Source organism: Kribbella sp. CA-245084 (assembly GCF_050942355.1).
Classification (GTDB): domain Bacteria; phylum Actinomycetota; class Actinomycetes; order Propionibacteriales; family Kribbellaceae; genus Kribbella.
Genome location: NZ_CP192053.1, coordinates 8930453 through 8956425, shown reverse-complemented (window position 1 = coordinate 8956425; position 25973 = coordinate 8930453). Strand labels below are relative to the sequence as shown.

The window sequence follows — 25973 nt, the reverse complement described above, 5'->3', positions numbered from 1 at the left end:
CATGAGGCTGACGATCAGTGAGTTTGCGCGGATGGTGGGGCTGGCGCCGAGCGCCCTGCGGTTCTACGACGACTGCGGGCTGCTGCCGCCCGCTTTCGTGGACGCGGCGAATGGCTACCGGTACTACGACAGGTCGCAACAACCCAGGGCTCGTCTGCTGCGCGACCTGCGGGAGATCGACCTCCCGCTGCCCGACGTCCGCGTCGCACTGGACGCCGACGTGGCTGACGTGGCTGACCTGGTCCGGTCCCACCTCCGCACCCTGGAAGCCAAATCCACCGCAACCCGCGAAGCCGCCGCGCGCCTCCTCACGCAACTGGAGGCGCACCGAACAACAGCAGCTCTCGGCGGCCCCGAACTGGCCAGCGCAATCCGCCAGGTAACCCCCACCGCGGCCCGCCCGGCCTCAGCCGACCCGGCGGCCGGGCCGCCCTCATCCGCTCCGGCGGCCGGGCCGAACTCGTCTGCTCCGGCGGCTGGGCCGGAGGAACTGCAGGTGGTGCTGGCGTGTGTGCTGATCGACTTTTCGCCGGACGAGATCACCTTTGTGGCCACCGACCGATATCGGTTGGCGGTCCGCACCGTTCGGCCGGTGGAATTCGGTGGGACTGGTGGGCGGGCCCTGGTGCGCGCGGATGAGCTTGCGGAGATCAGCCGTTGGGCTGCAGCCGGCGACGTCGTGCGGATGGAGCTCGCACCCGGCGGGCTGAAGCTCGTGCGGGGCGACGAGTCGCGCGAGCTCGCCGTGGTTGATGCGGAGTATCCGGCGTACCAGCAGATTCTCGACGGGCTGACACCGCCGGTCTGCCGGGTGGTGGTGGATCGGGCCGGGCTGCTCGACGTACTGGTCGGGCGGGATGTTGTTGCCTTTGACATCGACTCCGAGAGTCTGCGGATCGGCGACGAGGTGAAGCTCGACGCGATCGGGTCCGGGGCGGTGCGGGTCGGGTTCACCGCGAGTATGCTCGCCGCCGCGCTGGAGGCGAGCGTCGGGCCGGACGTCCTGCTCGAGATCTGCGAGCCGGCGCGACCGGTCGTCGTACGATCGGCCGACCAGGGCACGTTCACCACGCTCGTCATGCCTGTCCGGCTGGACGGGTGACGCGGTCGTACTACGGCTGGCTGGCAGGCTCCACTCTCTCGGTACTCGGCGACACCGCGCTGTTCTTCGCGCTCGGGTGGGCGGCGACGGGCATCGGCCCGCAGGTCGCCGCGCTGGTGCTGACCGGGTTCACGCTGCCGCGCGCCGTACTTCTCCTGCTCGGTGGCGTCCTCGGTGACCGGATCGGTCCACGCCGGCTGCTGCTCGCGTGCAGCGCGATCGTCGGCACGTGCTGCTTGTTGCTGGCCGCGGTGGTTGGGGTTCGTGGGACTTCGGCCGGTCTGCTGCTGATGACGGCGGTGGTCGTCGGCACGGTCGATGCCTTCGCGCTGCCGGCCGCGGGTGTGCTGCCTCGGCTGTTCGTGCCGGACGATCAGTTGCCCAGGGCAATGGCTCTGCGTACGTCGGCCACGCAGCTCATCACGCTTGCCGGCGGACCACTCAGCGGGCTGCTCGTTGCGACTGTCGGGCTGGTCGGGGCACTGATGCTCGACGGGGTGACGTTCGCGGTGCAGTTCCTCGTGTTGTTGATGCTCAGACCGCCGTACGACGTGAGTCCTCAGCAGAGGCCTGACCGTTCTGTTGTGCGTGAGGCACTGGATGGGTTGCGAGTTGCTGCTGGAGATCCTGTGCTGCGGATGGTGTTGGCCGTGGTGGCGCTGGTCGCGACCTTCGTTCTGCCGGTGACGTCATTGTGCGTTCCGCTGCTTGCCCGATCGCACGGATGGACGGCCGGGCAAGCGGGGTTTGTTGTGGCGGGCAACGTTTGTGGCGGGTTGGCGGTGACGATCCTGGTCGCGCGGTTAGGCACGTTCGAACGTGCCGAGCTGACGGGCGGCGCCGGGTGTCTGCTCGCCGCGGTCGGGATCTCGGGTCTCGCGCTGGCACCGTCCGTCCCGTTGGCGGTCGGCGCGACTCTTGTGCAGGGCGTCGGCATCGGGCTCTTCACGTCGCACCTTGCGCCGGTGTTCGTCCGCAGTACGCCAAGATCGCATCTGACCCGGCTTCAGTCGCTGCTGTCCTTGGTGCAGACCGTTCCGCTGATCGTGTCGATGAATCTCCTCGCCACGCTCGACGTACGCCGCGCGCTTGTCCTCGCCGCCGCTGCGACCGCATTCGCCGGCTTCATGCTGTTGCGCGCCTACCTACCGAAGTCGATCTCGAAGGTCGGGTAGTCGGGCTGCGGACACGGCTCACCGCGATACCCCAACTTCTCGTAGAACGGCGCCGCCCGCTCGTGATGGCCCTGCCACTCGAGATACCGGACCCGGGTCGACGCCCACTCCGCCACCGCATCCATCAACGCCCGCCCAACCCCACCGCCTCGCCGGTCCGGCACGACATACAGGTCATGCAACCGCCCGTGGTGCCTCCGCCCCGCGCGCAAGTGCGTCCCATAGTCCTGCACCGCGGCGTACCCGATCAGCTCCCCACCGTCGTCGTACCCCAACGCCACCCACCGAGGATCCTCCACCAGCTCCTCGAAGTACCCCCGCGACTCCACCTCCGAAAACTCAGTCCCGAACCCCTTCACCAACGGCCACAACCCACCCCAGTCGTCCAGCACTAGCTCACGCACACCCATCCCCCCACCCTCCCAGCCCACCCACCCCACAACCACCCGATTTCTGGTCTTGTAAGACGAACTGTCTTACGATAGTGGCATGGCGGATACCATCACGATTCGTACTGACGTGGAGACCGAACATGCGCTGGCGGTGTTGACCCACGACGGCAGCTCGCGGTCGGCGGTCATCAGGCAGGCGGTGCTCGAGGCGGCGGCGCGCCGGGAGCGCGCGGCCGAGATGCGTCGAGCGGTACTGCGGATGCCGCTCGGTGAGCCGGACGGCGTCGACGTCGGGGGTGAACTGTCCCAGGACCGGGATGGCGAGCGCTGATGATCTACCTCGACTCGGCCGCGATCGTGAAGCTGGTCCATGCCGAGTCCGAATCGCAGGCCCTCCGTGACTGGCTCGACGAACGGGCGGAGCTCGGGTGGGTGAGCTCGGTCCTCGCCGAGATCGAGTCGTTCCGGGCCTTGGCGCGGCATGCGCCTCAGGCGGTGTCGCGCCTGCATCTGGTCCTGGATCTGATCGAGCTCGTCGACCTGGATGCAGGGAGCCGGATCCTCGCCCAGACCGTTCGGCCGGCGACCGTGCGGAGTCTGGATGCGATCCACCTCGCGACAGCCCTTCGCATCCAGCCGCTCACAGCCTTCGTCACCTACGACAAGCGCCTCGCCGACGCCGCCCGGGCAGCCGATCTCACGGTCAATGCACCTGCCTAATCCGTTGACAACATGTTGTCGGGATGACAACATGTTGTCTATGAAGACAGCTTATGTGGCGGTGTACGAGACGTTGGCGGACTGGGAGATCGGGCATCTGGTGGTGGAGTTGCGGACCGGGCGGTTTACCGGGGTGCCGTGGTCTGTGGTGACGGTGGGGGAGTCGCTGGAGCCGGTGGTGACCATGGGTGGGATGCGGGTCGTGCCGGACGTGACGATTGCCGACGTCGAGCCCGATGCGGGTGACCTGCTGGTGCTGGCCGGGTCGGGGCTGTGGGACAACGGCGGTGGGGATGCGTTCGCGAAGTTGGCGGCGCGGTTCCTCGAGGCGTCGGTGCCGGTGGCGGCGATCTGTGGCGCGACGGCGGGGCTGGCTCGGGCGGGGTTGCTGGATGAGCGCAAGCACACGAGTGCGGCGAAGGAGTACCTGCAGGCGACCGGATACCAGGGCGTCGGCAACTACATCGACGAGCGGGCCGTCATCGGTGGGGATCTGATCACGGCGGGGCCGGACTCGCCGGTGCAGTTCGCGCGAGCGGTGCTGCAGCGGCTCGAGCTGGCCGACGAGCGGAAGCTGGATGCGTACGAAGGCGTGTTCCATCGCGCCGACCCCGCGGCGTACGCGACGCTGGTGGGATGACGGTTCCACCCAGACAAGAGTGGCCGAAGCCGACCAAGCAGTCGGAAGGTGGTGCGGTGTTGACGGATGTCGTCCTCGCCACCTTCCGGCTGAACGCGCGGCTGATGGAGGCTGCCCAGGACCTGGCGGCGCACGGCGGACTGACGGCTGCGTGGTGGCAGGTGCTGGGCGGCGTACTCGACGAGCCGCGGTCGGTCGCCGACGTCGGCCGGATCATGGGCGTCAGCCGGCAAGGTGTGCAGCGGATCGCGGATCTGCTCGTGGAGCGCGGGCTCGCGGAGTACCGGCCGAACCCGGCCCACCGTCGCGCCAAGCTGCTCGCCTGCACCGAGGCCGGCTACTGGGCGATCCGCCAGATCGCGGTCGCCCAGCACCCGTGGACGTCGGAGCTCGCGAAGGTTGCCGACCTCGACGACCTTCGTACGACGCTCGCCACCATGCAGGCGATCATCACCAAGCTGGAAGAAGCTTGATCGCCAGACTGCTCCCGTAGGTGTGGCGGGTGGTGAAGGTCAATCGTGTGCCGGTGAGCGTCCGCGTCACCTGAACGCCTGGTGTGGGCGTCGCAGCCTTGAGGTACTGCGCCCAGAGGTTGACGGTGATGCGGTCGCGCTGCGTCGTCGGATCGGACACCGCGACCTGCACGCTCGACGATTGACGGCGGAGGAGCAGCGAGGCCGGACCGTCGATGGTGAGCCCGGGAAGGTTGTGAGGGCCGGCGGTGAAGGTGTTGGCGGCCGTCAGGCGGAGGCCCAGGTGCTGGATCGCTTGCATTTTAACGGTGTTGGCGAGCGGCAGGATCCGATTGTGCTGGTATGCCTTCAAGGCGGATTCTGTTGCGTTAGGCACCAATACGTAGGCGAGTGATCCGTTGGCGCCCGCGGGTTGGGTGGCGGTGAGAGCGAAGACCTGCTTGGTGATCGCGGTGTCCGGGTTCGACGTGCGCACTACCCGGCGGCTTCGGGTGATTGCCTGCAGATCGACGGAGAGCTCGGTCGGCTGGAGGAAGTGGTAGCCGATGGAGGCGGTGCTGTTGGCGTAGCGGAGCCATCGTGGGGCGACTGTGCCGGAGCCGGTCCACGGGCGGCCGTCGCGGCGTACGCCGGTGATGGTGACGGGATCAGTTGCACCGGCGATCCGGGTGTCGAGGGTGGTCGTGACGGCGCGGGTCGCGTCGCCGACGCCGGCTGCCAGTACGACGATCTCGTCGTCGAGGAGGAACCACGACTTGGTCGCCGACGCGTTCTTGTAGACGACGAAGTCGTCCGGGAGGCTCGCGCGTGACGCGTACGCGAAATCGTCCGACTGCACCCAGCCGACCGCGCCGTACGCGTCCAGGGTCGCGCCGCCGGAATGCACGTTGGTGCCGGTCGGAAAGTACACGTAGGTGTTCTGCTCTTCCGATGACGCCGTGAACGTCGGCGGATTGTCGTACCACGCCGTCCCGTAGAGCTCCGGCACCGTCTTGCGCGTCTCGACCGGCGCGGTCACGCCACCGAGCGCGTACGGCGAGACCGTCGTGTAGTAGTCGATGCCGAACGACTTCGTCTGGTCCTCGCCCGCCAGGTAGAGGTAGTGCGCGCCGTCGCCCTGGAACCACGGCATCAGGTTCTCGCCGCTCATGTACTCGTACTTGCTGATCCGCTGCGAGTTCCGCGCGACCGCGAACGCGTACCCGGGCCGGCGATGCACGGTCCGGTCCATCGCGTTGAAGGCCGTCGTACTCTCGGCCGGATTGAGGTCGGCCGGGACGATCGCGGGATCGTTCTTCAGGTCCGCGAACCGTCCGATGCTGACCGGTGAGACGAAGCTGTTCACGTTGATCGTCGGCCGCGCGGTGAACTTCGCGAACGCCTTCAAACGCTGGGCATCCGCCCCGGTCGCGTAGTCGGCCAGGTCGACGATCGCCTCGACGACGACCGCCACGTCGTCGTACCCGGTCGCCGTCCGGGACACCGCGCGACCCTTGACGATCTCCATCATCCAGCCCTCGAAGATCAGCGGCGCGAACCCGTGCTCGACCCAGCCCTGCACCACGCCGACCAGGTCGTCACCCTGCGCGTACTCCGTCCCCGCGAGCACCTTGATCGTCTGCACAACCCGGCTGAGCAGGCCTTTTCCATACGACCCGGTGTACGCGACGGACGCGTGCTGGATGAACGAGCCGTCCGCGTAGTACCCGTCGGTGACGTCGTGCTGGAGGTTGTACGGGTCGATCGTCGCGAAGACCGTGAACTGGTCCTGCAGCGCCTTCCGGATCCGCGCGTCGTCGTTCAGCAGGGCGCCCTGAAGGACACGGTTCGCGGTGATGTCGACGAGGTTCGCGCCGGTGTGGAAGCGCGAGTCGAGGTCGACGTCGCCGTCCTTCCCGTTGCGCAGGTACGCGTCCATCGAGGCGACGTACTGCGTGATCAGATCGGTCGGGGCGTCGATCAGCGCGAGCGTCTTCGACACGAACGTCGAGATGCCGATCTCCCACGTGAACCAGTTGCCGTAGTACCCCTTCGACTGGTCGCCGTAGTAGTTCGCGTGGAGCCAGAGCAGCTTCTCTGCGATCCGGGCGCGCACCTGCTCGTTGCCCTGCAGGTCGGATGCCGGTCCGGGCCGGCGGAAGGCGAGCGCGATCTCGTAGAGGTGCTGGTACGACGAGCTGAGGTTCGGATCGCTCGTGCCGAGGGGCAGGCCGGCGAACAGCTCGCCGGAGCCGGCGCGGTCGAGCGCGGACAACCAGGTCCGCGCGGTGCTGTCGATCGCGGCGACCTTCGCGGCGACCTCGGAGCGCGCGTTCGATTCCGCCGTACCGGCGTAGATCGCGATCGCGTTGGCCAGCAGTTGGCTGGGGTCGGCGGTCACCGTCCGCCCGTCAGCGCGGGCGGACGGAGCCGGGTTGACCGCGGTCAACAGGGCGGTGGCGGGGACGAAAGACAGCAGGCGGCGACGGGTGATATCCACTGAAACTCCCAGGCGGTGGGAAAAACCTCACCCCGAGAGTCAATCAGCCGGAACTATCTTCCGGCAACCGCTTGCCTGCGATTAGTCGCCGCCGGCTCCGATGAGTTGAGGGTCGATCGAGAGGACCCGGACCGCTTCGTCGGTGGACTTGGTCGGGATGACCAGGGCGACCTGGTGGAGGTAGTCCTGGTGCAGGCTCTGCGTGTACTTGACCATGCTGCTGAAGGCGGTCGCCTCGCCGCTCGTCCAGTACGCGTTCGAGCCCGGCTCGACGCGCTGCAGGTACTGCTCGGTGAGCGTCAGGAACACCAGCGCGTCGCCGGACGACGTGATGAAGGTCAGCGGGTCGCCGGACGGCAGGAACGCGTCGGTCACGCTCGCGATGTACGGCTCCGCGGTGTCGTTGGCCTTCGTCGTCGCCCGCAGCTTGAGCATGCTCGACAGCGCGGGGGACGGTGTGAACAGCTTCGACTGCGGGGCGTTCGGGCCGCCGGTCAGGTACGCCGCGAGGTCCTTCGCGACTGTTGCGGGCTGAGTCTGGAGCTTGCTCAAGGCGCTCTTGTCCGGGGTGCGCATCCCGTCGACCGAAGGCAGCTCGGCCCCCTTCGGCGGGTAGACCGAGTGCGTCAACAGCCACGGGCTGCCGGCGTTCTCCCGCTGCCAGACGCCGAGCTGCCGGTTGCCCGGCGCGTTGGAGACGCCCGAGCTGACCACGAACCGCATCGGGTACGACGCGAACTGCGGCGCGCCGATCTCCGGGTCGGTGTAGCTGAACGGCTTCGAGACATCCTTGCCGGCGGCGTCGAGCTTGCGTCCGATGACGAAGCCCGCCTGGGTCTGCGCGAGCGTCGGGTTGCCCTCGATCGTCGCGGAGAGCTTGGCGTCGCGCGTCTGGTTCGCCTGGTTGTTGAGCTGGTTGTAGCGCTGGACGACGGCCTGCGCGTCGGCGAGCGTGACGGCCGGACGGCTGTCGGGCGCGGCCAGGCTGTTCTTCGGCGGCATCAGCCCGCAGCTCGTTGTGGTGAGCAACAAGGCACCGCTGGCCAGCAGGGCGGCGGTACGGCGGACCGCCTCGTCGCTCTTCTCGAACTCCGGCGACGCGGCGAGCGGAACGGTCTCCGGCCCGACCGTCTCGGTGCGCTCGACGGCTGCCGGCGCGTCGGGCGCGGGCCGCGCCGGCTCGTCGTACCGCTGGGAGGCACCGGCGCCGATCAACGCCGGCGACTTGGCTCGGGCGACGGCGGCGGCAGACATGAACATCGGCGCAGCCGGCACCGGCGTCGGCTTCATCGGAGCCGGCTTGACCACCGCGGGCTTCGACTGGACGGCCGCAGGCTTCGACTGGTTCGGGGCGAACGGGCTGACCCGCTCAGGTGCGAACGGCGAGACCCGGTACGCCGGGGCGTTGTCGTCCGACGTACCGGCCGCGACCGGAACCAGCACCGGGATCCGCGAGGAAACCAGCACCGGGATCTCGGTCGTCGTTTCCGTGTCAGCCGCAACCTTTCGACGGCGGAACATCAGCGCCAGACCCAACGCGAGCACCAACACACCCGCGCCCAGCACCAGCAGGCAGATCCCGAAGAGCCGGTGCACCTGCACGCCGAAGCTGACCTGCGCTCCGACGGCCGGTGTGCCGTCCGCGTTCATGACAACGACCTCGTACCGACCGTCCTGCATCGGCCAGCTCACCGACTGCGAGCCGGATGCGGACTGCGCGACCCACCAGTCGAGCTGGCCGGGCGGCGTCAGCTTGCCGCTGCGGCCGCGCAGGTCCTGCGTGCCGAATGTGCCCGGCGGGTCGAAGCGGGTCAGCCTGGTGTGCGCCGACCCAGCGAGATAGTCGCGAACGTCGAGGTCCTGCCCGATGCCGACGAACAGCGGCTTGTCGCCGGACGCGTTCACGTGCAGCGTCGGGCCGTGCCGGTCGAGCAGCGTGGGCGCGGTGACAACCGCGAGTCCCGAACTGGCGAACTCACGGCTGGGGGTCGAGATCGTGTTGTCCGGACCGACCAGCCAGAAGGCGGCGACGGCTCCGGCCACGGTGGCCACCAGACCTGCCAGCGTCAGCAGCAGGCCCAGGGTGATGCGGGCGAAACGCATGAAGAGGCTCCCGTTGTACGACGAGCCCGGCGACGGACGGGTGCACCGGGACGGCGGGATCGTGGCCCGGACCCTCTTCGGGTATCCGGACGCTCACCCGTTGTCACTGAATAACTGAGCCAACAAGAATCTGTTACGGGCTGACCTCGGACCGGTAAAGCTGCGCCTCCTGTCAGTGCAGGTACGACGCTCCGTTGAAGTCGAGAACCGCGCCGCTCGCCCAGTTCGCCTGGGGTGAGGCGAGCCAGAAGATCGCGTCGCCCACCTCCTCGGCGGTGGCGACCCGGTCGAACGGGCTCTGGGCACGGATCGCGTCACCGCCGGGACCCGACAGGAACGTCTGGGTCATGTCGGTGGCAATGAATCCGGGCGCGATTGACGTCACGCTGATGTCGTGCGGCGCCAGGGATGCCGCCAGCGACTGCCCGAGCGAGTGCAGCCCGGCCTTCGAGGCACCGTACGCGGGCACATCCGGCTCGCCGCGGTAGGCACCACGCGATCCGACGTTGACGACCGCGCCCCGCCGTACGCCGTCTGCGGGGTCCTTGTCGAGCATCTGCCGCGCCACGCACCACGTCACATGCGCCGCCCCCTCGAGGTTGACGGCCAGGGTCCGACGCCAGGTCGCGACCCATTCGTCGTACGACGTCTCGGCCAGCGGGTGACCGACCCGCCGCGACCCGCCGACCGGCTCGTCGACGAACATCGCCGCGTTGTTGACGAGTACGTCGATCCGCCCGAGCACGGTGGCCGATTCGTCAACCAGGGAAGGGATTGCGGCCGGGTCGCCGAGGTCCGCGGCGATCACTGAATGGCCGTCGCCGGGCAGTCCGGCACGGATCTCCTCGGCGCGGTCGACCGCCCCGCGGCAGTGCAGCACGACCCGGTCGCCGGCTCGTGCGAACGCCTGCGCGGCGGCCGCGCCGACACCTCGGGATGCGCCGGTGATGAGTACTCCTCTGGACACGGATCCTCCTTGGTTGACTGCACGCCATTCTGCCTGTGCCGCCACTCTGACGACGACCTGACATCAGAAGGGGTTGACACTGACGTCACGATGACGTCATGATTGCTGCCATGGAACTTGACCACTACCTCGAGTCGGTCCGGCGGAGCGTTGAGAACGCCACCGCCCTGGCTGACGAGCAAACCCGCTCCGTGGCCCAGCGCCTCGGGGCAACGCTGGATGACGCGGGCCGCCTGGCCCTCATCTCAGCCCTGTCCGACGCCGCCGGGGAGATCAGCCGCGAGCTGTCCCCGGGCTCGGTCGAGCTCCGGATGGCCGGTGGCCGTCCTGAGTTCGTGGTCACGCCGGCGCCCAGCCAGCTGACCGGTCCGGACGAGACCGACGACGACATCGACGACGAGGCCGACGCGGAGGCGAACGAGCAGTTCGTGTTCGACGCCGACGAGCCGACCGCCCGGATCACCCTCCGGCTGCCGATGTCGATCAAGAACAAGGTGGACGAGGCCGCGAATGCCGAGGGCATCTCCTCGAACGCGTGGCTGATGCGCACCGTGATGACCGAGCTGAGCGGCCGTGGCAGCTCGCGTCCGCCCCGGCCGCCGCGCCCGCCGCGCGGTCCGGTCTTCGGTCCGGAAGGCCCGCTGGGCCCGAACGGCCCGCTCGGCCCCGACGGCGTCTTCGGTCCGAACGGCGTGTTCGGTCCGAACGGACCCTTCGGTGACGAGGGAGTCTTCGGTTCGGAGCGTGGCGGACGCCGCGACCGCGACCGCCGGCGTGACGATCGCGACCGGCGCCGCGAGGACAAGGAACGACGCAAGGGCGGACACGGCCCGGGACAACGGATGACGGGGTGGGTCGAATGAGCGGGTTCAGCCAGCAGATCACCGACGACGAGAACGACCGGATCGAGCGGATCCGGATCGAGATCGGCTCCGGTCTGGTCGAGCTCAAGGCCAACTCCGACGGCGAGGGGACCGCGGTCGCCATCGACGTCGACGAAGGCCGGGAGGAGGACGTGATCGTGGAGGTCGTCGATGGTGAGCTGATCATCGAGGGCCCGCGCAACGTCCGCCGCGGACCGGAGATCCTGGTCCGGATCGCCACCTCGGCGGTCCTCGAGGCCAGGGTGAAGACCGGCTCCGGAGACATCACCTCCGAGGTGCCGCTCGGTCGGGCCCGACTGTCCACCGGCTCCGGCGACGTACAGCTGACCCGGGTCGAGGGCGAGCTGGGCGTCAACACCGGCAGCGGAGACGTCAAGGTCGAGTCGGTCACCGGCGCGGTCAAGGCCAGCACCGGTTCCGGTTCGATCGACATCGACGAGGCCGGCGACGCGCTCGGCCTGAGCACCGGCTCCGGAGACGTCACCGTGGGCGACGCCAACGGTCCCACCTCGGTCAAGGTCGGCTCGGGTGACATCACCATCGAGCGGATCCGCGACCACTCGGTCGCCACCTCCGGTTCCGGCGACGTGAAGGTCGAGATCGCCGACGGACCGAGCGTCCAGGCCGAGACGGCCCGCGGCGACGTCCAGATCGGGGTGCCCGAGGGCCTCCCGACGTACCTCGACCTGAAGACCGTCACCGGGCAGATCCGGTGTGATCTCGAGCCCGGCGAGAAGCCGGCCGAGGGGGAGCGCGCCCTGATGCTGCGGGCCCGCACCGTCTCCGGCGACATCACGGTCTACAAGGTCTGACCCCAAATAACGCCGTACGCGTCGGATCGGCGCGGTCGGGTTCGTTGGGTTGATGTAAGCGATCGAGGTCCCGCCGCGCACCTGCGGCGGCGGGACCTGAGCGAAGCATTGCCAAAAACCAGTCACGGGGATTACGCGAGGGGAGCACAATCATGATCACCGAACACCAGGAAGTTGCCCGCTACCGAGTTGCCGAGCAGTTGCGCGCCGCCGAGTCCCGCGCTCTGCTTCACCCCCGCAAGGTGAACCGCACCAGCCCGCGGGAGGGCCTCGCCAGCGCACTGCGCCGGCTGGCCGACCGGCTGGAGCCCACCCGCCGCCTGGCCGAGCCCGCCTCCCGGGTTCTGGCCGACCAGCAGCCCCGCCACCGCGGGACCGGGCTCTCGATCGTCCGATGAACGGCGTACCGCTGAACAGCGCGGCCGCCGCGCTCTACCACCTGCTGCAGCGTCTGGGGCTCGCCCGGACCACCTGAGCGATCCCCGGACGTCTGCAGCTTCCTGCAACGCCTGTGGATAACTGCCGGGCCGACCCATGGACACTGCTAGCGTTCAGTCGATCATTCTCGGTCGACCTTGGGGAGAGTAACCAACGATGTTGCGCCCGATGGTGGCAACTACAGCCGTCACCGCCGCCCTGATCCTCGTGGCCGGTTGCGGCGGCAGCGACAAGAAATCCGACTCGGGCTCCGACAACGGCGGTCAGTCCACCACCTCCGCCACCCCGTCGACTCCGACGGTCCCGTCCTTCGACCCGCCCAAGGCGCTCAGCGTCGCGGCAGCGTTCCCGTCGGCCGACTACCCGGGCCGTTCGGCACTCGACGAGTCCCGGATGGGTATCGCCGGCCAGGTCGCGCTGATCGGCGGCTTCGCCGGCCTCAGCGGGCGTGACGTCGTCAATCCGAACAATCAGTGGATGATCCCGTCGAAGTCCGCCGACACCACTACGGTCAGCAGCGCGAGCGCGCCGATGGCGGCCAAGCTCGACGGCAAGGACGTCGCGGTGGTCGCGTACGGCGAAGCCGACAAGGGCAACGGCACCCAGAAGCCGAGCGGACTGGTCCTCGTCCAGTGGATCGACGTCATGTCCGGCAAGAAGATCGCCGAGGTCTCCACGCCGGTGAGCACGCTGGAGGGCACCGGCAGCGACGCGGTCGGTACGCCGAACGTGACGAACACGGCGTACGACCCGGAGACGGGCCAGGTCGCGGTCGGTGTCAGCACCGCCGGAAACTCGAGCGTGCTGAGCAAAACGCTGGCGGTGTTCGCGGACCCCAAGACGCAGAAGTCGACGATCATGCCGGCCATCACCCCGGCCGCTGTGCACGACGGCGTGGTCGCCGGCGCCAAGGGCTCGAACGACGCGAAAGCCACCGACGGCGCGATCCTGCTGGCCGACGGTGCGAGCGGGAAGGTCACCAAGCAGCTCCCGCTGAATCAGCCCGTCCTGACGCCCCTCGCCGGCGGCGCCAAGCACGCGTACTTCTACGGCAGTAGGTACACCGACTACGACGCCGGGATCTCCGTCAGCGCGATCTACGCGCTCGACCTGTCGACCGGCGCCGTGGTGCAGACGGCTCCTGGCCTCCAGCAGAAGAACGTCAGTGGCTACGACTGCCTCGCAGACCAGGCGACCTCGATCGTCTGCACCAGCAAGGGGAACTCCGGTGGTGGCCAGGAGATCCTCGGGCTCGACGACACCACCGGCAAGAAGACCTGGGGATACACGAGTCTGTCCGGCGGCCGGGTCGTGCCCCAGCAGGTGACGGCGGCGTACCACGGCGTCGTGTACGCGCAGACCGAGGCGCAGCCGGTGCTGCTGGACGCGAAGACCGGCCAGGACCTGCCGAGCGCGGCCCCGTCGGGCGGTCCGAGCTCGAGCGACACGCCGTCCTCCGGCGACACGCCCTCGTCGGGTGACACCCCGTCGTCCGGTGACACCCCGTCCGAGAGCGACTCCCCGTCGGACAACGGCACTCCGGGCAACGGCGACCTGGGCCTGACGCTCTACAACGGCAAGCAGGGGTCGCCCGTTGCCGTCTCCCCCTTCGGGGGCGTCTACCGGCAGTTGCCGACCGGCAACGACTCGACGGATCTCGAGTCGGTCTGCATCTTCGTCAAGGCGACCGCCTGATCTCTGACATAAAGAAAGGCCCCGGGACTCTCGTCCCGGGGCCCTTCTTTGAGGTCGTCAGATGTCGCTGCGGTGGAAGTTGCGGTAGGAGCGCGACGGTGTCGGGCCGCGCTGGCCCTGGTACCGCGAGCCGTACTTCGCCGAGCCGTACGGGTGCTCCGCGGGGGAGGACAGCCGGAAGAAGCAGAGCTGGCCGATCTTCATCCCCGGCCACAGTTTGATCGGCAGGGTCGCGACGTTCGACAGCTCCAGCGTCACGTGCCCGGAGAAGCCCGGGTCGATGAAGCCGGCCGTCGAGTGCGTCAGCAGCCCCAGCCGGCCGAGCGACGACTTGCCCTCGAGGCGGGCCGCGACGTCGTCGGGGAGTGTGATCAGCTCGTACGTCGATCCCAGGACGAATTCACCGGGATGCAGGATGAACGGCTCCTCGCCGTCCGGTTCGACCAGCCGGGTCAGATCCGGCTGTTCCTCGGCGGGGTCGATATGCGGGTATCGGTGGTTCTCGAAAACCCGGAAGAACCGATCCAGCCGTACGTCGACACTCGACGGCTGCACCATCGCAGCATCGAACGGATCCAGCTGGACCCGCTTCGCGTCGAGCTCGGCCAAGATGTCACGGTCGGAGAGCAGCACGGTCGCACGTTAGCAGCGTGCTGCTCATCCGCACAGCGTCAGGCCTTCCCAAGGGCTGGTGGTGAATCGTCCGGAGCCCTCAGCTCTCCGGCAGGACCGCACCACCAACCTGGGCCTGAGGCAACTAACCTCAGTCGGACAGCTTGTTGAACTTCGACACCTGGGTGGCGAAGGTCTTCACCTGGGCCGGCGACCAGTCCTTGAGCAGGTCCTCGATCACCTTGTGCCGCTTCTTCCGGGCCGCCGTCAGCTTGCGCTTGCCGGCCGCGGTCAGTGTCAGCAGGGTCGCCCGTGCGTCCGACTTGTCGGCGGCACGCTTCAGCAGACCCTCTTCCTCGAGTCGCGCGCAGGCCCGGCTGACCGGACCCTTGTCCACCTCGAGCGCTGCCACCAGGTCGGCCATCCGCACCGGCGCCAGCTCCTCGACGTGGTTCAGCAACGCGTACTGCGCCGGCTCCAGGTCCGGGTGCGCCTCGTCGGACAGCGTCCGCTGCAGACCCCGCAGCCGCCGTGCCAACGTGACGAGTTCCTTCTCCAGGTTGTCCACCGCGTCACTTGTGTCTGTTGCCACCGTTCACCCCTTCATCCAGTTGCCCGCAACCATCTTGTCCGGTCCGGAGGACCGCGTCCTCACGTTGCGTCGAATGTTGCCCCCGGCAACGCGTTCTAATCTGCCAGAAGATGACGTACCTGCCCAGTCCTGAACGCGCCCTTTGTGGAAAACTGCCCAAGAACCCCCACCGCAAACCGTCCGCACCGCAATTTTCGATGCATTCGGCCCCTTCTGGGGACAACACCCTGACCGCGCAACAACCGACGCGCGGACCCGGCATGGTTGGGAGCCCGCCGATCGGCTATCCTCATCTCTGCTGCCGGGAGACCGGCGACGCGCGGGTGTAGTTCAATGGCAGAACATCAGCTTCCCAAGCTGACAGTGCGGGTTCGATTCCCGTCACCCGCTCCAGAGCTCAGTGGGGCGCAAACAAGCGTTCGATCGTGGGGCCGATCTGCTGGGGCCCCTGGCACGCTCTATCGTTTGGCGGCATGAGCTTCCAGCAGCAGCCGCCGCCCCAGTTTCAGCCGCAGCAGCAGTATCAGCCGCCGGGTCCGATGGGGATGTTGCAGCTGACCATCCAGGGCAGCGCGATGACGTCCAACATGATCCCGCCGACCGTGCACCTCAACGGCTACCCGGTGCCGGTCAAGTACGGCCGCAACGACATCCCGGTGCCTGCTGGACCGCTGCACGTCGACGTCCACTCGCAGTGGATTCGCGTCTATGGCAAGGCCGCGCTCGACTGCACGGTCCAGCCGAACCAGGCGGTGCCGGTGTTCTACGCGTCGCCCTTCCACCAGTTCACGTCCGGGAGCATCGGCCACAGCAAGGTAAAGCGGAAGGGCATCGGCGCGCTCTTGGGCATGGTCGGCGTAATCGTCGCCCTCGCCGTGCTGCTGACCGTCCTCGCAGCACTCGGCTGAGGCACTCCGTCCGGTCATAGCCGACGCATAACCAGAGCTTCTAAGGAAGCTCTAAAGCTGGCTGAAACCACACCTGAGGCCGCGCTGTTTGTGTTGTCCCCACGGCGCCGGTTCTCGGCCGGCGCGTTCTGTGGACGGAAGGACTCACGATGATGAAACGCTCACAGCGAATCGTGGCCACGGTCGTGCTCGCGGCACTGGCCACGACCGGTACCGCGTCGGCGGGGACGTCAGGTTCGGATCCGAAACCCGATGCCGCGAAATCCGGTGCCGCGGCAGAGGTGGATGGGAAGTCGAAGCCGGCCGCCGATGCCGACTTCGCCGCGATCGCGGCGAAGCTCGGGGTGACGACGGACCGGCTCACTGCCGCGCTGGTCGCGCCGAAGCGGTCGCTGGCCGGCAGGACCAACGTGACGCCGCAGGCATTCGTCGCGGCGGTCGCGGCCAATCTGCGGATGCCTGTCTCTCGGGTCAAAGCAGCTGTGGAACCGCTGATTCTCAAGCCCGGGCGCCCTCGTGCCGGCGACAAGGAGCACAAGGGCAAGGAGGGCGGCGACCCGAAGAACTCGCCGTTCGCGTCGAACGCCGCGGCGGCAAGTCTGGCCGCGAAGCTCGGCGTCTCTCGGGCCAAGGCCAAGGCCGCCTTGATCACCTTGGTCTCGGCTCCGGACGGAATCACTCCGACCTCCAAGGCCTTCCGCCAGATCGCCGCCTCTCTCGGAGTCAGCACTGACCGCCTCATGACCGCGTTGGGAGAGCTGAAGCAGTCACTCGCCAAGGGCTGACAGCCGTTGTGTCTCACCTCATCAGACCTTCATGATTGACGGCGAGGATGGACGGCCATGCGGATACTTGTCGTTGATGACGACCCGGCGGTACGGCGGTCGTTGGAGCATGCGTTGCGCCGGGACGGCTACGACGTGGCATCCGCCATGGACGGGGCGTCCGCCCTCGCCGAGCACGGCGTGTTCCGCCCGGACGCGGTGGTGCTCGACGTCCTCATGCCTGAACCGAACGGGCTCGAGGTATGCCGGAGGCTGCGTTCGGGCGGGCACGATACGCCGATCCTGATGCTCACGGCCCGGGACCTGGTGACCGACCGGGTCGCCGGGCTCGACGCGGGGGCCGACGACTACCTGGCGAAGCCCTTTGCCCTGGAGGAGTTGCGAGCTCGGCTCCGAGCACTGCTGCGGCGCAGCGGCGCAAGGGCCGAGGTGCTGCATTTCGCCGATGTCGATCTGGACTTGAGCGGCCGTCGGGTCGAACGCGCCGGTCGGCGCCTGGAGCTGACCAAGACGGAGTTGTCCCTGCTGGAGCTGTTCTTGCGCAATCCCGAGCGGGTGCTCAGCCGGACCCAGATCTTCGAGTCGGTGTGGGGCTACGACTTCGGCCCGGAGTCGAACGCGCTGTGGGTCTACATCAGCTACCTGCGCAGCAAGCTCGAATCCGACGGCGGCAGCAGACTGATCCAGACGGTGCGCGGCCTCGGGTACGTCCTGCGTGAGGAGCCGTGAACCTGCGCACCCGGCTGGCCATCGCCGGAGGAGCCATTGCCGCGGGCGCGATGCTGCTCGTGTCGGTGGTTCTGTACCCGGCCGTCGAGGCCAACCTCCGCGGCCAGATCGACAGCTCCTTGGTCGCCGCGGCCGCAAAGGCCCCGGACGTGGCAACAGCCATCAAGCAGAAGTTCAAGGGGACGGCCAACGAATCGGCCTTGCCGAGTGTTCCGCTGGACATCGGGAGCACCCAACTGCAGATCGTGCCGGACCCGGTCCAGGCCGGGCCGTCGACGGAGTTCGTCGACCTCACCGCCCGCGACGTCGAGGTCGCGAAAGGAACTGCCGCTGCCTACTTCCGTACGGCGGTCTACGACGGCGTTGCCTACCGCATCTACACCGCCCCCTTCCCAGGGGCGCCCGGAACGCTCGTGCGCACAGCGATCCCGCAATCCGATCCCGCACCCACCCTGCACCAACTCGCCTGGTTGCTCGCCGGATCGACGGTGGCCGCCGGACTCCTTGCAGCACTCGCCTCCCGTCTGGCTGCCCGCCGCGTCCTGCGCCCGGTACGGCGGCTCACCGAGACCGTCGAGCTGATCCGTACGACCGGAGACCTGGCCATCCCGATCCCCACCGACAGCCAGGACGAGATCGGCCGGCTCGGCTCCGCGTTCGCCGGGATGACCGCCGCCCTGGACGAATCCGTCGGTGCCCAGCGGCGTCTGGTCGCAGATGCCTCGCACGAACTGCGCACACCACTCACAAGCCTGACCGTGAATCTCGAACTGCTGGCGGAGAACCTGGCCGACGCCCAGGCCCCACACCTGGCTGCCGAGGCGCTCGGCCAGGCCGGCGAACTCAGGACCCTGATCAACGACCTGGTCGACCTGGCCCGCTACGGTCAACCCGCTTTCCACACCGAAGACGTCCGCCTCGATCTCGTCGCCGAGCGCGTCGCGGCCCGCGCGGCACGTCGGGCAGCGGCAGAGATCGGATTCGACCTGGCTTGTGCGCCGACCCTCGTCCACGGCGATCCCGACGCCCTGGAACGCGCCGTTGCGAACCTCGTCGACAACGCCGTGAAGTGGAGCCCGCCTGGGGGCAGGGTCCTGATCACCCTCGAGGCGGGCGCTCTCGACGTCGCGGACGCCGGCCCGGGGATCCCCGACAGCGACCTCAAGTTCGTCTTCGACCGCTTCTACCGTTCACCCGCCGCTCGTGCGCATCCCGGATCCGGGCTAGGTCTGGCCATCGTCCGACAGGTCGCCGAGGCTCACGGCGGGACGGCCGAAGCCGTGCCGTCCCGGACCGGTGCCCTGCTACGCCTGAAGCTGCCGGTCTGTCAGCTTCCGTAGACCTCGAGTTCGACGATGCGGGAGTAGGTGTGGTCGTTGCCGTCGAGGCAGAGGATGCGTACGGCGTCCGCCTGGACGGGGGCGAAGGTCGACGTGACGTGCCCGACGGTGTTGCCGCGGACCTGGGCGACGGTCTGCCAGGTGTCGCCGACCTTGACCTGGACGTCCCAGTCGCGCAGCCCGTTCACGCGGGCCGGGTACTTCGTGGAGTCCAGCGTGTAGAGCTCGACCCGGCCGATGGTTGCCGGCGTCGACAGAGCCACGTCGTACGTGTCGGGGAAGGCGGCGCGCGTGCCGTCGTTCCAGCCGGTCAGCGTGTCCCAGTGCTCGGAGTCTTTGTCGCCGTCAACGGCCCCGCAGAGGGTGAAGTTGCCGTGGGTGGACGATGCCGTCGCCTGCTCGCCGAGCGCGAGGTTGTCGCCGGGGCCCTTCGGCGGTAGCGGGTTGACGGTCACCGGGACGGTCACGCGCCGGCGGTCGACCTCGACGCCGATCGTGTACGAGCCGGGCTTGGCGTCGCGCGGTACGCGGACCTCGACGGGCGCGGAGACCGGCTGATCGGGGTCGAGTGCGGGCAGCCAGGACGAGAAGAGGGTGCGGGACAGCTGCAGCGGACCGGTCGGGTCGAGCGTGAGGTCGGCGTACCGGTCCTGCGCGCCGGTGTTGGTCATCGTCAGGTTGAGCATGCCCGGGAAGCACGGGAGGCCGACGACGCTCAGTTGCTCCGGCGCGACGCTCACCGCCACGTCCGAGGTAGTTGCCTTGGGCACCGAGCTGGAGCCGAGCAGCGCGGCCGCCACGACCGTGCCGACCGCGATCACTGTCTGCCGGGGGATGTTCATTCCTGGACCTCCGAGATGCCGGGGCGGCCGTCCTCGATGAGGAGCTTGGCGCGGGTGCTGACAGTGCCGTGCTGGACCGACACCTTGTCGACGACGCGGTAGTCCGAGACCCACTGCTGCGGTGTGATCGTGCAGTTGACGTAGCCGCGCTGGAAGTTGCCGAACTTCATGTGCGGGTTCTCCCGCAGCAACGTGGCGCCACCAGCGTCGAGGTCCTCGCCGTCCATCCCGGACGTGATCGAGGTACCGACGAACTCGGCGCCGACCGTCGCCGAGGCCGGATCGGTGAAGTCGAGCTTCAGGTCCGACGCGACGCTGCGGTGCAGGTCGCCGGCGATCGACACCAGGTTGCGGACCTTGCGCTGCGCGGCGCCGCCGAGGATCCGGTTCCGCGACGCCTCGTACCCGTCCCAGGTGTCCATCGGGACGAGTACCTCCGGCCCGTCCTTGGTGTCGAGGCGAGCGATCGCGGTCTGGTGTGCCATCACGTTCCACCGCGCCTGCGACGCCGACCAGCCGTCGAGCAACCACTTCTCCTGCACGTCCCCCGTGATCGTGCGGGCCGGATCTGCGGTCTCGGGTCCGGGCGCCTTCGTGCCGTCGCCGTACGCCTGGTCCGATCGGTACTGGCGCGTGTCGAGCACGTTGAACTCCGCGAGCCGCCCGTACTTGATCCGCCGGTAGAGCTGCATGTCCGGGCCCGTCGGCAGTTGCGCGAGCCGCAGCGGCATGTGCTCCCAGTACGCGCGGAACGCGTTGGCCCGGCGTACGCGGAACTGCGCCGGCGGCGCGCTCGGATGCGCCTCGTCGGCCCAGTTGTCAACCACCTCGTGGTCGTCGAGCGTGACGATCCAGGGTGCGTTCGCATGCGCGGCCTGGAGATCCGCGTCCAGCTTGTACGCCGCATAGCGCTGCCGGTACTCGTCGAGCGTCACCGTCTGCTGGGTGATGTACGGCTCGTTCGAGTGCGGGCGGATGCCGCGGTCGATGCCGAACTCGTAGATGTAGTCGCCGAGGAAGAACACGACGTCGTGGTCGCGCTTCGCCATGTCGGCGTACGCCGTGTACCAGCCCTCCCACCACGCCTGGCAGGACGCGAACGCCAACGAAAGCTTGGACAGCTGGGTGTCCGCGGTCGGCGCGGTCTTGGTCCGGCCGACCGGGCTGAGTTGACCGTTGACGCGGAAGCGGTACCAGTAGTGCCGCCACGGACGCAGCCCACGTACGTCGACGTGGACCGAGTGACTGGCTTCGGGACCGGCCTTCACCGATCCGTGGCGGACGACCCGATGGAAGTGCTCGTCCTCCGCGACCTGCCACTCCACATCGACCGGCCGGCGATCCATCCCGCCGAACGGCGCGAGCGGATCCGGCGCGAGCCGGGTCCAGATCACGACCGCGTCCGGCAACGGATCGCCGGACGCGACGCCGAGCGTGAACGGGTCCCGCCGGTCCGGACGGCCGGTCCAGCCGGCCGCGGCACTCTTGATCTCCGGGAGACTGCCGGTCAGCGCGAGCGCTGCCGCCGCCCCGGTCGCTGTCAGAAAGGTTCGTCGACTACTCCGCATCGGCACAGGCCCCACCCGATCATCGAGAGGTGATCACATCCGTAACGGGAGATTACGAGAAGTTCACACAACGGGGTGGGAAAATGACCGATACCGGCCGTTACCGCGAAACGACCTTGCTCGCCGGCGGCGCGACGATGTGCACCGGCTTGTTGTAGTCGGTCATGGACATCACCATCGAGACGCCGAGCAGGTCGAAGGACATCCGCCGGACCAGGTGCGCCTTGTCCATCCAGAGCGAGTAGGTCGTGGTCTTCGGTGCTTCGGCGGGCAGCTTCCGGCCCTGCAGGCCGAAGGCCTTCGCGGTGTCGATCGAGACGTCGTAGCGGTCGAGCAGCTGGCCGCCGATCCGCTCCGCGCGCACGAACTTCACGCTACCGACGCCGCCGCCGAACGACTTGAAGATCTTGGTCGGGTCGCCCCCGTCGAGCATCTGGCCGACATCGCCGGTCTGCGCACCCTTGAGCTTCACGTACTTGCCGGCCGGGGTCATGCCCGGAATCGACAGGTAGGCGGTCTTTCCGACCGTGAGCACCTTGAAGCTCTTGCCGCCGGTCTCGCCGCTGGTCATGGTCATCGACATCGCCGGCGGGTCGGCGGTCTGGAAGCCGTCCATGGTCATCACGGTGGTGCCGTCGACGGTCATCGTGCCGACGAGGCGCCAGGACTTCTGCTTCGTCAGCGCGGAGTTCATCGCCGGGACGAACGTGACCCGGTTCAGGCGAGTGACCGGTGCCTTCTCGATCGGCGCCGCGGTCTTGGTAGCGACCGGTGTCTCGGCCGGGGCCGACGGGCGGTAGCCGGTGGCTTCGGGTTGACCGCCGCAGGCGGCCAGGCCGAAGGCGAGTGGTACGGCGGCCAGCGTGGCCACCGCAGCGCGGTACTTCATGGACTTTGTCCTCCCCAGGTGATGCGCAGCCGTCGGATCTTATGGTCTGGACCGCCTGGGGAGGAAGGGTTTTGCAGCTAGTTGCAGCTCAGTTTTCGCTGCGTTTTACAGAGGCCAGCAGTAGTTGCGCGACGTCCTGGACCTCGACGGACTCGCGTGCGGAGCCGTCGGCCTGCTTGGCGGTGAGGCCGTCGGACAGCATCACGCGGCAGAACGGGCAGCCGGTGGCGATCTTGTCGGCGCCGGTCTCGACCGCCTCGGTCGTGCGGTTCAGGTTGATGCGGGTGCCGAGCTTCTCTTCCATCCACATCCGCGCACCGCCGGCCCCGCAGCAGAACGACTTCGTCTGATTGCGCGGCATCTCGGCGTACTGCGCTCCCGGGATGATGTCGAGCAGCTCGCGCGGAGCGTCGTACACCTGGTTGTGGCGGCCGAGGTAGCACGGGTCGTGGTACGTGATCGTCTGGCCGTTGAGCGAGCTGTCCGCCGGCGCGACCGGGGTCAGCTTGCCGTCGCGGACCAGGCGGTTCAGCAACTGGGTGTGGTGGATGACGTCGAGCTCCACACCGAGCTGCGAGTACTCGTTCTTCAACGTGTTGAAGCAGTGCGCGCAGGTGGAGACGACCTTGCGGACCTTGGTCTCCTTGAAGACCTCGGCGTTCTGCATCGCGAGCTGCTGGAAGACGAACTCGTTGCCGGATCGCCGGGCCGGGTCGCCGGTGCAGGTCTCGCCGTCACCGAGTACGGCGAACGTCACGCCCGCGATGTTCAGCAGCTCGGCCACCGCCTGCGTGGTCTTCTTCGCGCGATCCTCGAACGCGCCGGCGCAGCCGACCCAGAACAGGTACTCGACCTCGTCCAGCGACTCGACGTCCGTGCCGACCTGCTTGACCTCGAACGGCAGGTCCTTGGCCCAGTCCATCCGGCCGGACGGGTTCATGTTCCACGGGTTGCCCTTGTTCTCCAGGCCCTTGAACAGCCCGTTGAGCTCGGACGGGAACGACGACTCGATCAGCACCTGGTACCGGCGCATGTCCATGATCGCGTCGACGTGCTCGATGTCGACGGGGCACTGCTGCACGCACGCGCCACACGACGTACAGGCCCACAACGCTTCCTCGTCGATGACCGCGACATCCGCGGGTCCGACCAACGGCTTGTCCTGCTCGGCAAGCACCAGCTCCGGCAGCGACTTCCGCGCGTCGTCGTCGCCGGCCAGCAGGTACGGCGCTTTGGCGTACGCGTGGTCGCGCAGACCCATCATGATGAGCTTCGGCGACAACGGCTTGTCGGTGTTCCACGCCGGGCACTGCGACTGGCATCGCCCGCACTCGGTGCAGGTGGTGAAGTCGAGCAGGCCCTTCCAGGTGAAGTCCTCGACCTTGCCGACCCCGAGCGCTGCGTCCTCGTCGAGCTCCTCGATGTTCTCGAAGTCGATCGGTGCGCCGTTGACCATGATCGGCTGCAAGGCGCCCAGCGCCGTACCGCCGTCCGCCTTGCGCTTGAACCAGATGTTCGGCCAGGCGGTGAAGCGGTGCCAGGCGACGCCCATCGTCGCGTTCAGCGAGATCGTGATCATCCACGCGAACGAGATCAGGATCTTGACCATCGCGACCAGGTAGACCGCGTTCTCCAAACCGTTCTCGCTCAGCCCGCCGAACAGTCCGGAGCCGATGAAGAACGTCATCGGGAAGTGGAACTTGTCGCCCCTAGAATTGGACACGTCGCCGAGCTGATACTCGAGTCCGCGCAGCAGCAGGATGCAGACGAGTACGCCGAGGATCGTGTACTCGACGTAGTACGCCTGCCAGGACGTCGAGCCGTAGAACCGGGACGAGCGCGGGTTGTCGCCCTTCGGCAGGTGCATCAGCCGGTAGATGATCAGGCCGATGATCGACACCAGACCAGTCCAGGTGAGTGCCTCGCTGACCCACTCGAACACGAACCAGTGCCCGATGATCGGCAACGCCCAATGCGGGTCGAACAGCTGGCCGAACGCCGTCACCAGCGTCAGGAACAGCCCGATGAACCCGAACGCGACGAACCAGTGCATCACCCCGATGTGACTCCACTGCAGCATCCGGGTGTGGCCGAGGGTCTCCTTGGCCAGGGTGACGGTCCGCTTGCCCGGGTTGTCGGTCCGGCCGGCCGGCTGTCCGAGCTTGATGACGGACACGATGTGCCCGATCGTCTTGCCGAACAGCGCAACGGCGACAAGCGTCACCGCGAGCGAGACGACGATGGCGAGGATCTGCATACCAGCGATGTTATTGGTTGGTTACTCGTCAGTCATGTGCTTGCGGTCATGATCACGCCCGCGTGTTTCGTGTCACGTTGTGCTCAGTCGACCAGTCTGGCGAGCCGCGCGGCGACCGCGGCGTGGCGGGGATCGTCGGTCGGGAGTACGGCGGCCAGCGACTCGAAGATCTCCACGTCCTCCGCGCCGGTGGGTGTCTGGGCGAACTGCCACAGGACGTCCGGACTGCGGGTGTCGAGGGCGGAGCGGCGGATGGTGGCGTCGAGCTCGTCGCGTTCCAGTCGGAGAGCCGGGGCGTCCGAGCGGGCGAGGAGCGGACCGGCGTACAGGGTGAGTGCGGTGTGCAGGTTTCCCTGGCGGAGAGCGGTCTGGACCTGGGTCACGTCGCCGGTCACGTCGGCGATGATCCGGTACGGCTTGGTGTCGAGTACGCCGCTGCCGAGCAGGTTGCGCAGCCGGTGCATCTCCGCGCGCACAGTTGTCGGGTTTCCCTCGTCGCCGTACAGCTGGAGCATCAGCTGCTCAGCGGTGAGACCCGACGGGTGCAGTAATAACAGTGCAAGTACTTCGGCCCGCCGCAACGTCAGCGCGATCTCGCGGCCGCCGACGATCGCGGTCGGCTGGCCGGAGCCGAGCAGCTTCAGCTGGAGTGACGGGCGCGACCGGCGTACCCGCGCACCGGGCATGTGGAGTAGATAGCCCTCGTCGAGTCGCTCGACCAGTCCCTCACGTCCGTCGCCGAGATCGATGCGATCGGCGCCGTCGGGTACGACGAGGCGGTCGGGCAGCCACTCGAGCGGCTGTACTGCGAGCACGCGACCGGATGGGGTCAGCAAAGCGCCCGGTGCATCGCCGAGCGCCATCAAGTGCCGCATGTTGCGCGCGCGGAGCATCTCGTCGGCCGCGGCCATCCGGACCTTCAGCTGGCCTTCGGCGAGCTGGGCCGCCGCCGTCACCAGCGCGACCATTGCGGGATGGACCGTGCGCAGCGGTCCGGAGACGTCGACCGCGCCGAGCAGCTTGCCCGTGTCGGGGTCGTGGACGGGCGCGGCGGCACAGGTCCACGCGTGGATCCGGCGTACCAGGTGTTCGGCCGAGTGGATCTGCACGGGCGCGCCGACGGCCAGCGCCGTACCCATGCCGTTCGTGCCGATCTGGTCCTCGGACCACACCGCACCCTCGGAGAGCGCGATGCGATCGGCCTGGCGTTTGACCTCGGCGGAGCCCTCGCGCCACAGGATCATGCCCTGCGCGTCGGTGATGATCATGATGTGCGACGCCTCGTCGGCGATCGTCGTCAGCGTCTGCCGCAGTACCGGCAGGACCGCGCGGAGCGGATGGTTCTCGCGCAACGTCTCGACCATCTCGTGGTCGACGACGAGCGGCGGCTGATCGAGCTCCGGGTCGACAGCGGCGGCGAGGGAGCGCTCCCAGGACGCGGCGACGAGTGCCCGCGGCGCACCAGGTATCCGCACGCCGCCGAGCACCTCGTCGTACAACTCGCTCAGCCGACGGGCCTGCTCCCGTTGGTCCATACCGCCTCACTCCGCGCTGCAACGTCCGTGCAACGT

The 25973-nt window shown here is 68.2% G+C and carries 25 protein-coding genes and 1 tRNA gene; 15 read left to right on the top strand and 11 right to left on the bottom strand.

What is annotated here, in order from left to right:
* Position 1 precedes the first annotated feature (1 nt).
* Together ACQPYH_RS43050 and ACQPYH_RS43045 are read left to right on the top strand one after the other, a co-directional pair.
* The gene (locus ACQPYH_RS43050) at positions 2-1102 is read left to right on the top strand and encodes a MerR family transcriptional regulator (protein WP_432884029.1); all 1101 of its coding nucleotides are present in this window, start codon (positions 2-4) and stop codon (positions 1100-1102) included.
* Complete coding sequence (locus ACQPYH_RS43045) at positions 1099-2277, top strand: MFS transporter (protein WP_432884027.1); 1179 nt, start codon at positions 1099-1101, stop codon at positions 2275-2277. Before ACQPYH_RS43050 ends, ACQPYH_RS43045 begins: the two co-directional genes overlap by 4 nt.
* Here the strand turns inward: ACQPYH_RS43045 and ACQPYH_RS43040 are convergent.
* A complete protein-coding gene (locus tag ACQPYH_RS43040) occupies positions 2244-2687 on the bottom strand; it encodes an N-acetyltransferase family protein (RefSeq protein WP_432884025.1) in 444 nt (147 codons plus the stop codon). The two genes, ACQPYH_RS43045 and ACQPYH_RS43040, sit on opposite strands and share 34 nt — an antisense overlap.
* Positions 2688-2766: 79 nt before the next feature.
* Here ACQPYH_RS43040 and ACQPYH_RS43035 point away from each other — a divergent pair, with 79 nt between their 5' ends.
* From ACQPYH_RS43035 to ACQPYH_RS43020, 4 genes are read left to right on the top strand one after another with little or no spacing between them, the layout of a single operon-like run.
* Positions 2767-3000 (top strand): hypothetical protein, encoded by a 234-nt coding sequence (locus tag ACQPYH_RS43035; RefSeq protein WP_432884022.1) that lies wholly within the window; start codon positions 2767-2769, stop codon positions 2998-3000.
* On the top strand, positions 3000-3389 hold the full coding sequence (locus ACQPYH_RS43030) for a type II toxin-antitoxin system VapC family toxin (protein WP_432884021.1): 390 nt from the start codon (positions 3000-3002) through the stop codon (positions 3387-3389). Before ACQPYH_RS43035 ends, ACQPYH_RS43030 begins: the two co-directional genes overlap by 1 nt.
* 40 nt (positions 3390-3429) lie before the next feature.
* The gene (locus ACQPYH_RS43025) at positions 3430-4029 is read left to right on the top strand and encodes a DJ-1/PfpI family protein (RefSeq protein WP_432884019.1); all 600 of its coding nucleotides are present in this window, start codon (positions 3430-3432) and stop codon (positions 4027-4029) included.
* Positions 4026-4502 carry a MarR family winged helix-turn-helix transcriptional regulator gene (locus tag ACQPYH_RS43020; protein WP_432884016.1) on the top strand — a complete coding sequence of 159 codons (477 nt, stop codon included), beginning with the start codon at positions 4026-4028 and terminating at the stop codon, positions 4500-4502. Before ACQPYH_RS43025 ends, ACQPYH_RS43020 begins: the two co-directional genes overlap by 4 nt.
* Here the strand turns inward: ACQPYH_RS43020 and ACQPYH_RS43015 are convergent.
* The 3 genes from ACQPYH_RS43015 to ACQPYH_RS43005 form a co-directional block, all read right to left on the bottom strand.
* The gene (locus ACQPYH_RS43015) at positions 4480-6981 is read right to left on the bottom strand and encodes a polysaccharide lyase family 8 super-sandwich domain-containing protein (RefSeq protein WP_432884014.1); all 2502 of its coding nucleotides are present in this window, start codon (positions 6979-6981) and stop codon (positions 4480-4482) included. The genes ACQPYH_RS43020 and ACQPYH_RS43015 overlap by 23 nt on opposite strands.
* An 81-nt stretch (positions 6982-7062) precedes the next feature.
* Entirely contained in the window at positions 7063-9084 is a 2022-nt protein-coding gene (locus ACQPYH_RS43010; RefSeq protein ID WP_432884012.1) for a hypothetical protein, read from the bottom strand.
* 172 nt (positions 9085-9256) lie between these two features.
* A complete protein-coding gene (locus ACQPYH_RS43005) occupies positions 9257-10051 on the bottom strand; it encodes an SDR family NAD(P)-dependent oxidoreductase (RefSeq protein ID WP_432884010.1) in 795 nt (264 codons plus the stop codon).
* A 110-nt stretch (positions 10052-10161) separates the two neighbouring features.
* Between ACQPYH_RS43005 and ACQPYH_RS43000 the strand changes: the two genes are divergently transcribed.
* The 4 genes from ACQPYH_RS43000 to ACQPYH_RS42985 all read left to right on the top strand — a co-directional run bounded on the left by ACQPYH_RS43000 (position 10162) and on the right by ACQPYH_RS42985 (position 13880).
* The gene (locus tag ACQPYH_RS43000; protein ID WP_432884008.1) at positions 10162-10914 is read left to right on the top strand and encodes a hypothetical protein; all 753 of its coding nucleotides are present in this window, start codon (positions 10162-10164) and stop codon (positions 10912-10914) included.
* Positions 10911-11747 (top strand): DUF4097 family beta strand repeat-containing protein, encoded by an 837-nt coding sequence (locus tag ACQPYH_RS42995; RefSeq protein ID WP_432884005.1) that lies wholly within the window; start codon positions 10911-10913, stop codon positions 11745-11747. Before ACQPYH_RS43000 ends, ACQPYH_RS42995 begins: the two co-directional genes overlap by 4 nt.
* Before the next feature lie 152 nt (positions 11748-11899).
* Entirely contained in the window at positions 11900-12145 is a 246-nt protein-coding gene (locus tag ACQPYH_RS42990) for a hypothetical protein (RefSeq protein WP_432884003.1), read from the top strand.
* A gap of 208 nt (positions 12146-12353) precedes the next feature.
* Positions 12354-13880, top strand: coding sequence for a hypothetical protein (locus tag ACQPYH_RS42985; protein ID WP_432884001.1), 1527 nt, complete (start codon positions 12354-12356; stop codon positions 13878-13880).
* Positions 13881-13937: 57 nt separating this feature from the next.
* Here the strand turns inward: ACQPYH_RS42985 and dcd are convergent, their stop codons facing one another.
* Positions 13938-14513: a dCTP deaminase gene (gene dcd / locus ACQPYH_RS42980; RefSeq protein ID WP_432883998.1), complete on the bottom strand. Its 576-nt coding sequence runs from the start codon at positions 14511-14513 to the stop codon at positions 13938-13940.
* 130 nt (positions 14514-14643) lie between these two features.
* Positions 14644-15084: a MarR family winged helix-turn-helix transcriptional regulator gene (locus ACQPYH_RS42975; protein WP_130442776.1), complete on the bottom strand. Its 441-nt coding sequence runs from the start codon at positions 15082-15084 to the stop codon at positions 14644-14646.
* A gap of 319 nt (positions 15085-15403) precedes the next feature.
* Here ACQPYH_RS42975 and ACQPYH_RS42970 point away from each other — a divergent pair.
* From ACQPYH_RS42970 to ACQPYH_RS42950, 5 genes are all read left to right on the top strand, one after another.
* Positions 15404-15477, top strand: a tRNA-Gly gene (locus tag ACQPYH_RS42970).
* A gap of 80 nt (positions 15478-15557) precedes the next feature.
* Positions 15558-15992, top strand: coding sequence for a hypothetical protein (locus ACQPYH_RS42965; RefSeq protein WP_432883995.1), 435 nt, complete (start codon positions 15558-15560; stop codon positions 15990-15992).
* Positions 15993-16144: 152 nt separating this feature from the next.
* The gene (locus ACQPYH_RS42960; RefSeq protein ID WP_432883992.1) at positions 16145-16777 is read left to right on the top strand and encodes a hypothetical protein; all 633 of its coding nucleotides are present in this window, start codon (positions 16145-16147) and stop codon (positions 16775-16777) included.
* Between the two features lie 57 nt (positions 16778-16834).
* Positions 16835-17506, top strand: coding sequence for a response regulator transcription factor (locus ACQPYH_RS42955; protein WP_432883989.1), 672 nt, complete (start codon positions 16835-16837; stop codon positions 17504-17506).
* On the top strand, positions 17503-18846 hold the full coding sequence (locus tag ACQPYH_RS42950) for a HAMP domain-containing sensor histidine kinase (RefSeq protein WP_432883987.1): 1344 nt from the start codon (positions 17503-17505) through the stop codon (positions 18844-18846). Before ACQPYH_RS42955 ends, ACQPYH_RS42950 begins: the two co-directional genes overlap by 4 nt.
* Here the strand turns inward: ACQPYH_RS42950 and ACQPYH_RS42945 are convergent.
* The 5 genes from ACQPYH_RS42945 to ACQPYH_RS42925 form a co-directional block, all read right to left on the bottom strand.
* On the bottom strand, positions 18834-19688 hold the full coding sequence (locus ACQPYH_RS42945; protein WP_432883984.1) for a galactose-binding domain-containing protein: 855 nt from the start codon (positions 19686-19688) through the stop codon (positions 18834-18836). The genes ACQPYH_RS42950 and ACQPYH_RS42945 overlap by 13 nt on opposite strands.
* The gene (locus tag ACQPYH_RS42940; RefSeq protein WP_432883981.1) at positions 19685-21256 is read right to left on the bottom strand and encodes an alkaline phosphatase D family protein; all 1572 of its coding nucleotides are present in this window, start codon (positions 21254-21256) and stop codon (positions 19685-19687) included. Before ACQPYH_RS42940 ends, ACQPYH_RS42945 begins: the two co-directional genes overlap by 4 nt.
* 100 nt (positions 21257-21356) lie before the next feature.
* The gene (locus ACQPYH_RS42935; protein ID WP_432883978.1) at positions 21357-22145 is read right to left on the bottom strand and encodes a hypothetical protein; all 789 of its coding nucleotides are present in this window, start codon (positions 22143-22145) and stop codon (positions 21357-21359) included.
* Positions 22146-22233: 88 nt separating this feature from the next.
* Entirely contained in the window at positions 22234-24402 is a 2169-nt protein-coding gene (locus ACQPYH_RS42930) for a (Fe-S)-binding protein (RefSeq protein WP_432883976.1), read from the bottom strand.
* Positions 24403-24485: 83 nt separating this feature from the next.
* Positions 24486-25937: a GAF domain-containing protein gene (locus ACQPYH_RS42925; RefSeq protein ID WP_432883974.1), complete on the bottom strand. Its 1452-nt coding sequence runs from the start codon at positions 25935-25937 to the stop codon at positions 24486-24488.
* Positions 25938-25973 lie beyond the last annotated feature (36 nt).

Excerpts from the sequence above, each read along its gene's own strand:
- ACQPYH_RS42965 (WP_432883995.1), top strand. The coding sequence starts at position 15,558 with ATGAGCTTCCAGCAGCAGCCGCCGCCCCAGTTTCAGCCGCAGCAGCAG.
- ACQPYH_RS42995 (WP_432884005.1), top strand. The coding sequence starts at position 10,911 with ATGAGCGGGTTCAGCCAGCAGATCACCGACGACGAGAACGACCGGATC.
- ACQPYH_RS42925 (WP_432883974.1), bottom strand. The coding sequence starts at position 25,937 with ATGGACCAACGGGAGCAGGCCCGTCGGCTGAGCGAGTTGTACGACGAG.
- ACQPYH_RS43010 (WP_432884012.1), bottom strand. The coding sequence starts at position 9,084 with ATGCGTTTCGCCCGCATCACCCTGGGCCTGCTGCTGACGCTGGCAGGT.
- ACQPYH_RS42940 (WP_432883981.1), bottom strand. The coding sequence starts at position 21,256 with ATGCGGAGTAGTCGACGAACCTTTCTGACAGCGACCGGGGCGGCGGCA.
- ACQPYH_RS43050 (WP_432884029.1), top strand. The coding sequence starts at position 2 with ATGAGGCTGACGATCAGTGAGTTTGCGCGGATGGTGGGGCTGGCGCCG.
- ACQPYH_RS42930 (WP_432883976.1), bottom strand. The coding sequence starts at position 24,402 with ATGCAGATCCTCGCCATCGTCGTCTCGCTCGCGGTGACGCTTGTCGCC.
- ACQPYH_RS42960 (WP_432883992.1), top strand. The coding sequence starts at position 16,145 with ATGAAACGCTCACAGCGAATCGTGGCCACGGTCGTGCTCGCGGCACTG.
- ACQPYH_RS43030 (WP_432884021.1), top strand. The coding sequence starts at position 3,000 with ATGATCTACCTCGACTCGGCCGCGATCGTGAAGCTGGTCCATGCCGAG.
- ACQPYH_RS42990 (WP_432884003.1), top strand. The coding sequence starts at position 11,900 with ATGATCACCGAACACCAGGAAGTTGCCCGCTACCGAGTTGCCGAGCAG.
- ACQPYH_RS42955 (WP_432883989.1), top strand. The coding sequence starts at position 16,835 with ATGCGGATACTTGTCGTTGATGACGACCCGGCGGTACGGCGGTCGTTG.
- ACQPYH_RS42935 (WP_432883978.1), bottom strand. The coding sequence starts at position 22,145 with ATGAAGTACCGCGCTGCGGTGGCCACGCTGGCCGCCGTACCACTCGCC.
- ACQPYH_RS43000 (WP_432884008.1), top strand. The coding sequence starts at position 10,162 with ATGGAACTTGACCACTACCTCGAGTCGGTCCGGCGGAGCGTTGAGAAC.
- ACQPYH_RS43035 (WP_432884022.1), top strand. The coding sequence starts at position 2,767 with ATGGCGGATACCATCACGATTCGTACTGACGTGGAGACCGAACATGCG.
- ACQPYH_RS43020 (WP_432884016.1), top strand. The coding sequence starts at position 4,026 with ATGACGGTTCCACCCAGACAAGAGTGGCCGAAGCCGACCAAGCAGTCG.
- ACQPYH_RS42945 (WP_432883984.1), bottom strand. The coding sequence starts at position 19,688 with ATGAACATCCCCCGGCAGACAGTGATCGCGGTCGGCACGGTCGTGGCG.
- ACQPYH_RS43025 (WP_432884019.1), top strand. The coding sequence starts at position 3,430 with ATGAAGACAGCTTATGTGGCGGTGTACGAGACGTTGGCGGACTGGGAG.
- ACQPYH_RS42985 (WP_432884001.1), top strand. The coding sequence starts at position 12,354 with ATGGTGGCAACTACAGCCGTCACCGCCGCCCTGATCCTCGTGGCCGGT.
- ACQPYH_RS43040 (WP_432884025.1), bottom strand. The coding sequence starts at position 2,687 with ATGGGTGTGCGTGAGCTAGTGCTGGACGACTGGGGTGGGTTGTGGCCG.